Annotated in this window: 14 protein-coding genes; 12 read left to right on the plus strand and 2 right to left on the minus strand. The window is 36.3% G+C overall.

The features are described 5' to 3' along the window. The first annotated feature begins 1 nt into the window (after position 1). From nrfD to BEN26_RS06520, 12 genes are all read left to right on the plus strand, one after another. Complete coding sequence (gene nrfD, locus BEN26_RS06465; protein ID WP_201024184.1) at positions 2 to 1,168, plus strand: NrfD/PsrC family molybdoenzyme membrane anchor subunit; 1,167 nt, start codon at positions 2 to 4, stop codon at positions 1,166 to 1,168. A gap of 90 nt (positions 1,169 to 1,258) precedes the next feature. Further along, complete coding sequence (locus BEN26_RS06470; RefSeq protein WP_069800761.1) at positions 1,259 to 2,233, plus strand: ATP-binding protein; 975 nt, start codon at positions 1,259 to 1,261, stop codon at positions 2,231 to 2,233. Between the two features lie 151 nt (positions 2,234 to 2,384). Then, positions 2,385 to 3,374, plus strand: coding sequence for an ABC transporter substrate-binding protein (locus BEN26_RS06475; protein ID WP_069800759.1), 990 nt, complete (start codon positions 2,385 to 2,387; stop codon positions 3,372 to 3,374). A gap of 18 nt (positions 3,375 to 3,392) precedes the next feature. Further along, a complete protein-coding gene (locus BEN26_RS06480) occupies positions 3,393 to 5,579 on the plus strand; it encodes an ATP-binding protein (RefSeq protein ID WP_069800757.1) in 2,187 nt (728 codons plus the stop codon). Beyond that, positions 5,579 to 6,925, plus strand: a complete 1,347-nt coding sequence (locus BEN26_RS06485; protein ID WP_069800755.1) for a sigma-54-dependent transcriptional regulator — start codon at positions 5,579 to 5,581, stop codon at positions 6,923 to 6,925. The genes BEN26_RS06480 and BEN26_RS06485 overlap by 1 nt, the downstream gene beginning before the upstream one ends. Before the next feature lie 163 nt (positions 6,926 to 7,088). After that, entirely contained in the window at positions 7,089 to 7,256 is a 168-nt protein-coding gene (locus BEN26_RS06490) for a twin-arginine translocase TatA/TatE family subunit (protein WP_068725861.1), read from the plus strand. 31 nt (positions 7,257 to 7,287) lie between these two features. Next, a complete protein-coding gene (locus BEN26_RS06495) occupies positions 7,288 to 7,503 on the plus strand; it encodes a YqgQ family protein (RefSeq protein WP_069800753.1) in 216 nt (71 codons plus the stop codon). Positions 7,504 to 7,807: 304 nt separating this feature from the next. Continuing rightward, positions 7,808 to 8,821: an ABC transporter substrate-binding protein gene (locus BEN26_RS06500; RefSeq protein ID WP_069800751.1), complete on the plus strand. Its 1,014-nt coding sequence runs from the start codon at positions 7,808 to 7,810 to the stop codon at positions 8,819 to 8,821. A gap of 48 nt (positions 8,822 to 8,869) precedes the next feature. Further along, positions 8,870 to 9,844 carry an ABC transporter permease gene (locus BEN26_RS06505; protein WP_069800749.1) on the plus strand — a complete coding sequence of 325 codons (975 nt, stop codon included), beginning with the start codon at positions 8,870 to 8,872 and terminating at the stop codon, positions 9,842 to 9,844. A 13-nt stretch (positions 9,845 to 9,857) separates the two neighbouring features. Beyond that, positions 9,858 to 10,652 (plus strand): ABC transporter ATP-binding protein, encoded by a 795-nt coding sequence (locus BEN26_RS06510; RefSeq protein WP_069800747.1) that lies wholly within the window; start codon positions 9,858 to 9,860, stop codon positions 10,650 to 10,652. Positions 10,653 to 10,795: 143 nt separating this feature from the next. After that, positions 10,796 to 11,560 carry an SDR family NAD(P)-dependent oxidoreductase gene (locus BEN26_RS06515; RefSeq protein ID WP_069800745.1) on the plus strand — a complete coding sequence of 255 codons (765 nt, stop codon included), beginning with the start codon at positions 10,796 to 10,798 and terminating at the stop codon, positions 11,558 to 11,560. A 12-nt stretch (positions 11,561 to 11,572) separates the two neighbouring features. After that, positions 11,573 to 12,181, plus strand: a complete 609-nt coding sequence (locus BEN26_RS06520) for a TetR/AcrR family transcriptional regulator (RefSeq protein WP_069800743.1) — start codon at positions 11,573 to 11,575, stop codon at positions 12,179 to 12,181. Positions 12,182 to 12,256: 75 nt separating this feature from the next. On the opposite strand, the gene BEN26_RS06525 is transcribed toward BEN26_RS06520, so the two are convergent. Continuing rightward, positions 12,257 to 13,135 carry a 1,4-dihydroxy-2-naphthoate polyprenyltransferase gene (locus BEN26_RS06525; protein ID WP_220126418.1) on the minus strand — a complete coding sequence of 293 codons (879 nt, stop codon included), beginning with the start codon at positions 13,133 to 13,135 and terminating at the stop codon, positions 12,257 to 12,259. A gap of 110 nt (positions 13,136 to 13,245) precedes the next feature. Continuing rightward, positions 13,246 to 13,413 carry a hypothetical protein gene (locus BEN26_RS06530; protein WP_181482225.1) on the minus strand — a complete coding sequence of 56 codons (168 nt, stop codon included), beginning with the start codon at positions 13,411 to 13,413 and terminating at the stop codon, positions 13,246 to 13,248. Positions 13,414 to 13,650 lie beyond the last annotated feature (237 nt).

The raw sequence follows: 13,650 nt of genomic DNA on the forward strand, positions 1-13,650 counted from the left end.
GGTGGGAGAGTTTATCAATCTAAATTATCTCTATAATGTGGAACATGAAATCCCATTAGGATATTTAATTTCTGTATATTTCTTTTATACAGGTTTAAGTGCCGGTTCGTTCTTATTATCCAGCTTAAGTTCTGTATTAGGCATTAAAAAATATAAACCTATTGCAAAAATTGGGACGATCATGGCATTAGCATTATTAGTTGTTGCACCATTGCATTTGATCGTAGACCTAGAACAGCCATCAAGATTTTGGCACCTATTTGTCTACTTTAACCCAACTTCACCAATTACTTATGGTTCATTTCTTTTAACATTATATCCTTTAATGACAGCGATCTATGCTTGGTTTATGTTTAGAAAAGATTTTGCACTTGGCTCCAAAGCATTAACGAATTGGAGAGGTAAGTTATATAAGTTTTTATCATTTGGCCACTTAGAGACGACAGAAGAGTCTTATAAGAAAGATGAAAAATGGGTAAAACGTTTAGGAACGATTAATGTACCATTGGCATTATTAGTCCATGGATATACCGGATTCATATTGGCTAATGTACAGGCTAGAGGGCTTTGGAATACAGCATTGATGCCATTTATCTTCTTGATGTCAGCCATTGTATCTGGAACTGGCTTACTGTTAATCTTAACGATGATTGCAGAACGTTATCTAAGTAGTAAGAAAAGAATTACGGAAGAGCGCAAAGAGTTGATTTTTGATATTGCAAAAATGATGGTTTGGTTTATTCTAGTCGATGCAGTACTTTTAATCGTAGCTTTTATTGTACTCTTCTATGCGGGAACCAATGCATACGAAACGGCTTGGCAAATGCTCCATGGCGAACATCGAGTTCCATTCTTGCTGTATGAAGTAACCATTGGATTATTGATTCCATTTATCATGTTTTCCATTCCAAAAATTCGTAAAACTTATACTGGAATCACTATCGCATCTTTAATGACCTTGTTCGGTGTTATGGCTATGCGCATGAACTTTGTAGTTGGAGGATTGCAGCTACAATTAGATGGAAATGGATGGACAGAATATATTCCTAACCCAACTCATTTAGCCTTTATTTTTACCTTCGCTGCATTAGAAATCATCTTGTTGGCGGTATTATTCTATGTTCTGCCAATCACTGAAGAGAAGGATCGTTATAAAAAACTCATCTAAAACGATTACGATTCAAGGATAAGAAAGCTCGCTCGCAAAAGCACCCATGCATTTTTATGTTGAAACTTCTTAGATAGGAGGTACATTACTATGCTTAGCCAATTGATCAAGTTAGGAACAGAATGGGCGGAAAGGCAAAAGCCAATTGTGATTCATTCTGACCGATGCACACATACAAGGCATAAAGCTTCCACTTGCAATGCATGTCAAACAGTATGTCCTTTTGATGCTATTAACTTAAAAGATGGACTTTGTATTGATTGGTCATGCACAGGATGTGGGTTATGTACCTCTATTTGTCCTACCGAAGCGATTGAAATGAAAGTTGAATCAAATAAGGAATACTACACAACACTTAAAGCGTATTCTGAGACGAATGAAATATTGTTTTTCCATTGCAAACAAATGGATGGAATGCAACAAGAGACTGGAAAAATGCTCTCATGTTTGGGCCAATTAGATGACCTTGGGGTTCAGCTAGCGATTGCTAACGGTATAACAGAGTTTAACTTTTTGACTGAACCTTGCTCCTCTTGCCAGTTAAAACAGGGTTTTCAATTATTTAAGCAAAAACTTGTAAAATGGCGAGAACGTTGGCCTATGATTAAATGGCATGAGATGGATAAAAAGACTTATCTATCGCAGATTATCCAAGAACAAGGTAAGAAAGAAGAACAATCCGATGATCTTAATCTAATGGATCGGCGAGAATTTTTTAAGATTTTCGGTAAAGAAACAAAGCAAATCATTGTAAGAAGTGTGGTTAAGCAAAAGGAACAATCGCCTTGGAAAGATGGTCAATTAGTATCGCAAAAGTCGATACGCTTACAAGTATATGAACATTGGATTAAACCAAAACAAAAAGAATCCATACCAATGATGGATAAAAGTTTAAAATTGAATGAAGAACAATGTACCTATTGTGGGATTTGTGAAAAGGTATGTCCTACCGAGGCGATTAAACTTACTGAATCAGAAAAGAACTTCACTTGGATTCAAGAACAATGTATAGATTGTCATCTATGTGAAGATGTTTGTTACCGAAAAGCGATAACATTTCTATAATTCTTCCTTTTATTAAGGATACAAAGATGGCGTAGTCAATTGGGCTACGCTACTTTTTTTGCATAAATTTAACACACATTTTATTTTATAATCATAGTGAAATCTATGGTAAAATGATAAATAGTAGAAAAAGAGATTTGGGTGACAAATAATGAAAAAAATGATTAGGATCATTCTAATAGTAATAGGCATTATTCTTTTTTCTTTTTGGTATATTCAATCTTCCAATGAACTAGTAAATACAAAAGAAAAGTATAAAATTGGGGTTTTAATTAGTGGTACTGAAAGAATAGAAAAAATTAAAGGCCTGAAAGAAGGGTTGCAAAACCTGGGATATGTTGAAGGAATGAATACATCGTTTGTCATCAAAAATGCAGATAATCAGATAGATTTAATAAAAAAATACGCCAATGAACTTGATGCAATGGATCTGGATGTTATTATTGCTGGTGGTGCAATTGAAACGAAATTTTTCAAGGAAAATAGCCAAGGGAAAACGCCGATTATCTTCCTTGGCGTTGCTGATGCCATACAGTTAAACTTAGTAGAAAGCTATCAGAAACCAAATGGTAGACTTACAGGTGTTGAAAATGGACATGTTGAATTATCAGGTAAACGATTGCAATTGTTTAAATTATTATTACCTTCGCTTAACCGAATCATTGTTATTTATGATGAAAAAATAGACGCAAGTTTATTAAGTCTAGAAAAGGTGAAACAAGTGAGCGAAAAGCTTCAGATCGGAATATCCCCTATCCCAATCTCTAATTTGGAACAGTTAAAAGAACTTAAATCCTTTTCTTTTCAAGAGAATGATGGAATCCTTGTTCTACCTAGTTACTTTTTAGAAAAAGCAAGTTTAACCATAGGACAATTGGCATTAGAACGCAATATTCCAACGTTTGGTGTGCAGTCAAGTGATATTAAAAATGGATTTTTATTATCTTATGGTGTCTCTTACTATGACCAAGGTTTTCAATGTGCTAGTACCGTGAGTCAAATCTTGCATGGCCAAAGCGCAGGAAGTATACCAGTTGAGAAACCAGATACTGTGCGTTTGCTCGTTAATGCAAAAACGGAAAGAGCCTTAAATATCGAATTTTCCAAAATAGGAAATGCCTTTATTCAAAGGATAGAGTAGGCACAGGAGGAATGCTAAATGGTTCCATGGTGGAATCGAATCAAATTTAAACTTTTATTTTTTGGTGTGATGATGTCGATTGTACCCATCGCCATTATTGGTTTATATACGATTCAAACGACAAAAGCGGGACTTGAGGGAAGTATACAAGAAAAACAACTCTACATTGTTCAACGCGCAGCAACAGAAGTAGAACATTTATTAACCTCGATTAAAGGAAGAATGCAGCTTTTAATTGATTCGAATGAAATAGAGGATCTTGATAACGAGACAAATAGAGAAAAGTGGGAACAGAGCCTTTATGGATTTCTAAAACAAAATCCGGAAATAGAGAATGCTTATGTCTTTGATGAAAATGGCAAGGTCATGGCGTCGGCGATGCGTTGGGAAATTATCCCCCAGACGCGTATTTTAAAAAGCCAGTTGGAAAAATTAAAAACTGAATCTCAGAATGGACAATGTTTAGTGGGAGATGTTTTATTTAAAGAGGATGGGAATCCTTATGTGAATATTGGAGTTCCTTTTTATTCGCCAGACCATCAAGATTTTCATGGCGGAATTATTATTGAAATTAGCTTGAGAGGAACATTTAAGCAAATATCAGCGATTCACACAGGCAATCAGAGCTATATTTATCTAATTGATGATAAGTCGCGCTTGATTGCTCATACCGATTTTGGACAAGTCTTATTAACTAAAAATGTAATTATATCTCCAGAATTAAAACGGATGGTAGAAGAAAAAGAAATAATAAAACAACCAATTTCCTATCAAAGTTATACTGGAGAAAAAGTTATGGGGGCATACGCTCCAATTAAATCAGCCAATTGGGGAGTAGTGATTGAGCAACCGATTGATAAAGCTTTTGCCCCAATTGATTTACTTGTACAGCGCCTGATTTTGATGATGTTAATCGTAACTCTTATCGTTGTGCTGGTTAGTATTATATTTGGGGTATGGTTCACTAAACCGATTGAATTGATGGAAAAAGCAGTACGTAAAGTTACACAGGGTTTTTTAAATGTAAAAATCAATTATAAAGCAAAAGATGAATTTGGAAAGCTTTCTGAAGCGTTTAATCGGATGACAAACGAATTACAATTAAAATCTGAGCATTTAGAGCAAGAAAAAGAAAGATTGGATACAATTATTAATGGAAGTAGAGCAGGTTTTGCCTTGGTCCATGAAGACTTTACTGTAGAATGGATGAATGATCGTCTAAAGGAGTGGCTAGCGAATGATGAAAAAGGACTGTCATGCTACACTTTGTTAGGCAGGTTAAAAGAACCATGTAAAGATTGTCCAATTACATTAAAAGATCCAAAGCAATGTCAAAATGAAGTCGTTACAACGATCAATGAACTTGGGGAAAATCGAATTTATAGTCATCGTATGTATCCATTGGAAAGAGTAAGGGCAGGAGAAGCGAATTACCTTGTTGTAGTTGAAGATATTACTGAGCAAAGGCAACTAGAAGAAATGGTAGTACAGGCGGATAAGTTATCAGCATTGGGTATATTAGCATCAGGATTTGCCCATGAAGTAAATAACCCGTTAGCATCGATTAGTGCCTATGCCGAAGATTTAAAAGAGCGAATCAAAGAAGAACCTACGCAAGAGTTGATTCTAAATGGTGAAGTTGACCATTATTTAGATATCATCCGAAATAATGTAGATCGATGTAAAATGATTACCAATAATTTGCTTAATTTTTCCCGAAAGAATTCATTTGTTGCCAATGATGTAGATCCTATTAAAGTACTTGAGGATAGTCTAGTTCTTTTACAACATAGTTTAAAGAAAAAACAGATCCAATTGGTGAAAAAATATGATTTACCTTTACCTTTGATTCATGGTGATGGATTACAAATTCAACAAGTCCTTATCAATATCATTCAGAATGCAATTGATGCCATGGATGAGAATGGCTTGCTAGAAATTCAAGCAATTGAAAAACCAAATCAACTTGAAATTCATATCAAAGATAATGGACATGGAATGAATAAGGAACAGCTTATTAAGGTTTTTGATCCATTTTATACGACAAAACCAGTGGGTAAAGGAACAGGTCTAGGCTTATATATTTCTTATAATATATTGAAAAAAATGAATGGTGATATACGAATAGAAAGTGAAGAAGGAAAAGGCACTATTGTAACAATTGTCTTGCCAACTACTCAGCAAAAGAACCAGGAGGTGATTTGATGAAAGAATCTGTACAAATGATTGTTGTTGACGATGAACAAGATCTTTTACAGCTGTTAGTTCAACGACTCAAAAGAAAAGGGTATCAGGTATCTGGTTTCGCTTCAGGGCATGAAGCATTAAAACAAATGGAACAAACCTCATATGATATTGGTATCTATGATATTAAGATGCCTGGGATGGATGGAATCGAGTTGCTTCGTGAATCCAAGAAGCGAAGTCCAAATATGGAAGTGATTATGTTAACAGGTCACGGAACGGTTGAAACGGCGATTGATGCGATGAAATCAGGTGCCTATGATTATTTAACAAAACCATATAACTTAGCAGAATTAGACGTGATTATTCAAAAAGCTTTAGAGAAAAAACAACTCTTTGAGGAAAATAAACGATTAAAAGAAGTGATGCAAATCGAAGGGATGCAATTTGAAATCATTGGTGAACATCCAAAATTAAAAATGCTACTTGAGATGACCAAACGCCTTGCACAAAGTCATGTTCCTGTCTTAATTGAAGGTGAAAGTGGGACTGGAAAGGAATTGATTGCGAGAGCTGTCCATACTTGGAGCGAACGATCAAACCAACCTTTTATTGCGATCAATTCAGGAGCACTAATGGAGAACCTTTTAGAAAGTGAATTGTTTGGCCATGCCAAAGGAGCGTTTACAGGAGCTGTGTCAGAAAAGAAAGGTTTAGTGGAAATGGCACATAAAGGTACTTTGTTTCTTGACGAAATAGGGGAAATGCCATTATCTTTACAAGTCAAATTACTAAGATTCCTAGAAAGTGGAGAATTTCGCCGTGTTGGTGAAAATCAATTACGTAGAGTTGATGTTCGTCTAGTTGCTGCCACAAATCGTAATTTGGAGGAAGAGATTGAAAAAGGTAACTTTCGTGAAGACCTTTATTTTCGCCTCAATGTGATGAAATTGGTCGTTCCTCCACTAAGAGAACGAAAATCGGATATTCCTTTATTAGCAGCCTATTTTTTGAAAAAGTATCAACAAAGATATGGACGAAAAGAATTAAGCCCAGCCACGATTGAAGCCCTGACTAATTACCATTTTCCAGGTAATGTTCGTGAGTTATCTCATTTAATTGAGCGCGGAGTCTTGTTATCCAGTAATGAAAAGATAGAACCACAAGATATTTTTCCTCATGGCCTCAATAAAAATGATTTCATAGCAGAGGATCTTGCATTGATCTCGTTAGACGAAGTAGAAAAAAATCATATCATTCGTGTCCTAGAACAATGTGATTGGAACAAAACGAGAACGGCACAAATCTTAGGGATAAGTTTAAGAAATCTTTATCGCAAAATTGAAACCTATGGGATAGAACGTTAGTAACTATGACATTTTTGCATAGAGATGTCAGTTTGGCAGGAATGTTAATGACAATAAGCTCTACAAATGTTTTAGAAATCGTCATAATAAAGGGATTCTAAATTGGCATTGATTTTGCTAAAGTATAAAGTAAGGAACAACATTTAACCTTGGAGGGGATATCATGCTTAATAATATTGGAATACCTGGATTGATTTTGATTTTAGTGATTGCTTTAGTCATCTTTGGCCCAAGCAAATTACCAGAGATCGGGAGAGCATTTGGTAGAACCATAAAAGAATTCAAAAGTGCAACAAAGGACCTTTTAGATGATGAGGAGAAAAAGGCTTAATCATTCTGTTGCCTGATGAAAGAGTGATTTCATGGGGAAAAATGATCTTACAGATGTACAAGCGATCTTAAAAAGGTTTGGTGCGTTCATTTATACGGGAAATCGTCTTGACGATATCGTCTTAATGGACTTAGAACTACAGGATCTTTATGAAAGCAATTTGATTACGATCGAAGAATATAAAGAAGCAAAATCAATACTGAAAAGAGAATACAATGAAGAGATTTTACCAGAATCAAAGGAGTAGTCGAAATGACTGCTCTTTTTTTACTGCTATTGGAGGTTTGTATATTCCATAAGCAGCGACTTTTGGGAGTGTATTTCTTTCTAATTTTTTCATTCAAAAGAAATGCACGAACAACGGAGTGGGTTGGGATATATAAACTTTTTATTATGGCCTAATTTTATGAAAATGATTAAAAAATCATTGTAAATTATTTAAAAGATTGATATGATAAACGAAAATGCTTTAATGCCTATAAGCGTTAAAGCGTATCGGCGTTAAAGAGAATGGAATCTATTTTTAGAATGAACAAACGGGAGAGATAAAGATGAAGAAGTGGTTAAGAGGGGCATTCATTTTCGTTTTAATTGGAAGTTTACTTTCTTTAATTGGTTGTTCTAGTCAAAGTAGTACCGAAGTAAAAGAAACAGAAGAAACGAAGGAAATGGTTAACATCGGGATTATTCAAATCGTTGAACACCCTTCCTTGGATGCATCGCGACAAGGGTTTATCGATGCATTAAAAGCATTAGGATATGAAGAAGGAAAACAAGTTCAATTTGATTACCAGAATGCTCAAGGGAATAGGGATACATTAAATACAATCGCACAAAAATTCGTAAATGATAAGAAAAATATGATTTTTGCCATTGCTACTCCTTCAGCACAAGCTGTTGCTCAACAAACGAATTCAATTCCTATTCTGATCACTGCTGTTACAGATCCGGTAAGTGCAGGTATTGTTAAGTCAATGGAAAAACCTGGGACAAATGTTACAGGAACCACAGATATGAACCCTGTAAAGGAACAATTACAATTAGTGAAAAAGGTAAAACCAGAAGCAAAGACGGTTGGAATTATTTACAATACGGGTGAAGCCAATTCAGAAGTACAGGTAAAAATGGCACAAGCAGCTGCTGAAGAACTAGGGTTAACATTGGAATTAGCCGGGATTACGAACAGTTCGGAAGTAAAACAAGCAGCTGATGCTTTGGCTCCAAAGATTGATGCTTTTTATATTCCTACAGATAACACCGTTGTCTCCAGTATGGAAGCAGTCCTCATGGTTGCTGAAGCGGGTAAACTTCCCGTTGTAGTCGGAGAAGGAGATTCGGTGAAACGTGGTGGGTTAATCACTTATGGTTTAGATTATTATAAACTAGGTTATCAAACTGGGGAAATGGCTGTAAAAATTTTGAAGGGTGAAGCAAAACCAGAGAATATGGCGATTGAAACCCAAAAAGAAATGAAATTGGTGATTAACAAAAAAGCAGCTGAGAGAATGGGCGTACAATTACCAGAGGACTTACTTCAAGAAGCAGATGAAGTATTCGAACAGTAATATGAACAATAAAGGTTAGATAACGGTTCATCTTGGGAGGGACAGAAAATGGGAATTGTAATTGGATCGTTAGAACAAGGATTTATCTTTGCCATAATGGCTTTAGGTGTATATTTAGCTTTTCGTATCTTAAATTATCCTGATTTAACAGTGGATGGTAGCTTCCCTATGGGAGCTGCTATTTCTGCTCTATTGATTACAAAGGGAGTCAATCCCTTCCTTGCCTTAATCTTTGCTTTTATTTCCGGGGGAATAGCTGGACTGATTACAGGAATTCTTCATACGAAAGGGAAGATTGACGGGTTGCTTGCTGGAATTCTTACGATGACCGCTTTATATTCTATTAACTTAAAGATTATGGGTACCTCAAATTTATCACTTTTTCGAGCAGATACTATTTTTACACCGGTTGGTAAAATAAAGGAACAGATTGTACAATGGCTTGGAGCGACAAATGGTGAAGCCGTTAATCAGTGGCTCTATTCGTTCGCCTTATTATTTGTCGTTCTACTATTAAAATTGGCCATTGACTGGTTTTTACGAACGGATATTGGTTTGGCGATTCGTGCAACTGGTGATAATCCTTCGATGATTAGGAGTTTTGGCGTAAATACACACCATTCGATCATGATGGGACTGATTCTTTCCAATGCTTTAGTAGGTTTAGCAGGTGGGATGATGGCTCAATATCAAGGTTATGCTGATGTACAAATGGGAATTGGGATGATCGTTATTGGTTTAGCTTCCGTTATCATTGGTCAGGCAGTGTTTGGTTCCAAATCGATTAAGCGGTCAACGATTGCTGTCATAGGTGGTGCTATTATTTATCGACTAGTGATTGCGGTCGCTTTATATTTACCATGGCTAAGCCCAACCGATATGAAGCTAATTACTGCAGTTCTCGTCATTTTTTCACTCACTTTTCCATCTTTCACTAAAAGGACAAAAAAAACACAAGCTGGTCCTAAAAAAGTCGAGCAACTTGATTATGCTGTTCAAAAAGTCAGCGCAGAGAAAAGCTAAGGGGTGAAAAAGGATGTTACGAATTGAAAATGTGTCAAAAACATTTAATATAGGTACGGTAAATGAAAAGCCTGCACTACGTCACATTGATTTACGGTTATATCCCAGTGACTTTGTAACAGTGATCGGAACAAATGGAGCTGGTAAATCAACGTTAATGAACGCGATTGCCGGTGTTCATCAGGTAGATGAAGGAAATATTTATATTGATGGACAAGAGATTACGAGATGGCCAGAAAGCGGGCGAGCAAAGTTGATTGGACGAGTATTTCAAGACCCAATGGCAGGAACCTCGCCAACGATGACCATTGAAGAAAATTTGGCGATGGCATACAAACGGGGAAAAAGTAGAGGATTAAGGGTTGCTTTAAATAGTAAGCTACGAGATTTTTTTCAATCCTCATTATCAGTACTAGAACTTGATTTAGAAAATCGTTTGGAGCATAAAGTAGGATTGCTATCAGGAGGAGAAAGGCAAGCACTTAGTTTACTTATGGCCACCTTTACCAAACCTAAAATTCTACTTCTTGATGAACATACTGCCGCATTAGATCCAAAACGAGCCCAATTGATTACCCATTTAACCGAAAAAATAGTAAGTCAAGATCGATTAACCACATTGATGATCACCCACAATATGGATCAGGCATTAAAGCTGGGTAATCGACTCATCATGATGCACCAAGGAGAAATCGTCCTTGAACTAAATGAATTGCAAAAGGCAAAAATGACCGTGAAAGACCTTATCCGTGCCTTTGAAGATTTAAAAGGAGAACAATTTGTTGATGATCGAGTTGTGTTAGGGTAGTGCTAGTTATCAATCTATTTTTTTAAGGGAATCCATATGGGTTCCCTTAAAAATTTTCAATTCTAACAACTTGGGATATAATGGAGGAAGATTATTATTTAAGTAAAATACTAAATTTAAATAGAAAATAGGAGATGACGTAAATGGACCTCTTTCGTTTAGATGGAAAAGTAGCAGTTGTGACAGGATCGGGAAAAGGGATTGGTAAGGCTATGGCCTTAGGACTAGCTGAAGCAGGAGCTGATTTAGTGATAGTCGCACGAACAGAAGAAGATATTCAGCAAACGGTTTTAGAAGTTGAACAAAAAGGGCGAAAAGCGATTGGAATCTCAACAGATGTAAAGAAAAAAGAAGAGATTGAGAAAATGGTTGCTAAAACGCTAGATACCTTTGGTAAAATTGATGTGTTAGTCAATAATGCAGGGATGAATATTCGTACACCTGCCTTAGATGTTCCTGAGGAAGAATGGGAACTGATCATTCAAACGAATATGAAATCTGTATTTCTTGCTAGCCAAGCAGTAGGTAAACATATGGTTGAACAAAAAAGTGGGTCAATCATCAATATTAGCTCAGTGGCAGGCCAAGTAGCTTTACGAACAGGAGTAGCCTATGCGGCAACAAAAGCCGGAATTATTCAAATGACCAAAACGTTGGCTCTTGAATGGGGGAAACATGATGTTCGTGTGAATGCAATTGCACCGTGGTATTTTAGAACCCCATTAACTGAAAAACTTTTAAATAATGAAGATTACTATAATGAAATTATCAGTAGAACACCTCTAAGACGTGTAGGAGATGTGAAAGAACTTGTTGGGCCAGCCGTTTTTCTAGCATCTGAGGCCTCTAACTATGTAACCGGCCATACGATCTTTGTGGACGGTGGAATGAGCATTTATGGTTTTTAGGGGAGAGATGACGTGGCCTATCAAAAAACGGAAAAAGTAAAAAAGAAAATTGAAAATAAGAAAGAGTCCATTATCAAAGCAGCAAAAGAAGTATTGGCTAATGAAAGCTATAGTGCAACCTCAATCAAGTCGATTGCCAAGAAAGCTGGTATTGCGACAGGAACCTTCTATCTCTACTTTTCTAATAAAGAAAAATTAGTAGAAACGATTGTGGATGAGATGTACGCCAAGCTTTTAGACTCTATTAAAAAAGAAAGAGCAAAGCATGAACAAGTCATTGATAAATTACAAGCTTCGATGGAAGCAACGATTCGCCTTTTTGCGAAGGAACAACATTTAGCAAAAATCCTATTAGTTCAGATTCCTAGTTTAAACCATGCCTTTAATCGAAAATTAGATGAAATTGAAAAAGAGCTGATCAAATTAACTTTAGCAGATCTAAAAGAATTAACAGATCAGGGCAAGCTTCCTAAGCAAGATATTCAAATTAGTGCGATGGCCTTTGTGGGAAGCTTTCGTCAAGTCATGATTAGTTGGCTTAGAGAGGGAGAACCCAAAAATATCGAAGAGGCCTATCAAACCTTGATTCAATATAATTTAAGGGGACTTGGTAAATCGTGATAAACGAATTACCTGTCCCCTTTTTTTAAATGTTAAAAAAGGCTGCGAAGAAAAACGTCACTTTTGTGGGTTATCTTAGCTTAATAGATATCCAATAGAAAACAAGATTCCATAAAGCAATTCTAATTTGCCTGTTCCTGCTAACGTTTCATTTAAAGCAGTACCCTTCTTGTGCAGTATATCTTTCACAAGGGAGAAGCACAACGGTAGGGAAAGTAAAACGAGTAGAATCCAATAGGTTACTAGTCCTGATAACCACATGATAACAGGAACAACATAAGTTAAGCCTAGTAAGAGAAAATAGTAAAGCTGTGTTCTTTTTTTACCAAAGCGTACAGCCAATGTTTTTTTCCCTGCAACCCGATCTTGTTCAATATCACGAAAGTTATTCACAACAAGAATGGCTGTGGCTAATAATCCAATAGGGATAGAAGCCCAATAAATTTGTGGGCTAATCGTTCCAGCCTGAATATAATAGGTTCCTCCAACTGCAACAAAACCAAAGAAAATAAAGACAAAGATATCAGCAGATCCATTATAGGATAAAGGATATGGACCACCTGTATAGGCGTATCCAAAAAGAATGGATAAAAGACCAATCACAAAGATAGGCCAACCCCCAATGATTAAAATATAAATTCCCACTAAAACAGCAAGACCAAATACAATCCATGTGCCCATAATTACTTCTTTCGGGCTTAAAAGGCCTGACTGTGTGACTCGAACTGGACCTACGCGCTCTTCTGTATCCGTCCCTTTTTTAAAATCAAAATAATCATTAACAAAATTAGTTCCAATTTGAATTAATAAAGCACCAGCTAAGGCCGCTAACGCTGGCCAAAACTGAAAGACCCCATCTTTTAATGCAATCAAGGTTGCAACCAGAACGGGTGCAGCTGCTGCAGGTAAGGTTTTAGGTCTTGAGGCTAAAATCCATGCTTGCGTTTTATTCAATCTGACCACCTACATCTATGAAATATGATAACAAAATTTATTATAGACGATTTTGTCTAAGAGTTTAAGTAATTACACGATCATATCGATAAGAAAAAGAATTTCATAGATTAAGATTTAGATCGTTTAAAATAGTAGCCAACTCCAATCCAAAACGCTCCACCGAGAATCGTTAGGATCGCTCCACCAAGGCCAAAGGTTTGATAAACAAAAATACTAGAGAGAAGGGCAATACTAGCCACAACCACGCTAGAGAAAAAAGCAGCATCTTTATTCATAGAGAATTCCTCCTATAAAAAAGTTACCGTATCCTGTCATTGTGAACTACCCGCCACCTACGCTTCGCTTAGAGGTGGGGGCTTCTAAGGTAATCGCACCTAACGGTACGAAATTTACTTAGCTATCGAGCCTGTTCCATGCTCTATTTATGATTATACTAACAGTCGCAATCCTTCACGCTTGATATTGATAGAAGCGTTCCAATCTCTATCTGCCACAAAACCACAATCACAATG

Origin of the sequence: Tepidibacillus sp. HK-1, assembly GCF_001748485.2 — a bacterium.
Taxonomy (GTDB): domain Bacteria; phylum Bacillota; class Bacilli; order Tepidibacillales; family Tepidibacillaceae; genus Tepidibacillus_B; species Tepidibacillus_B infernus.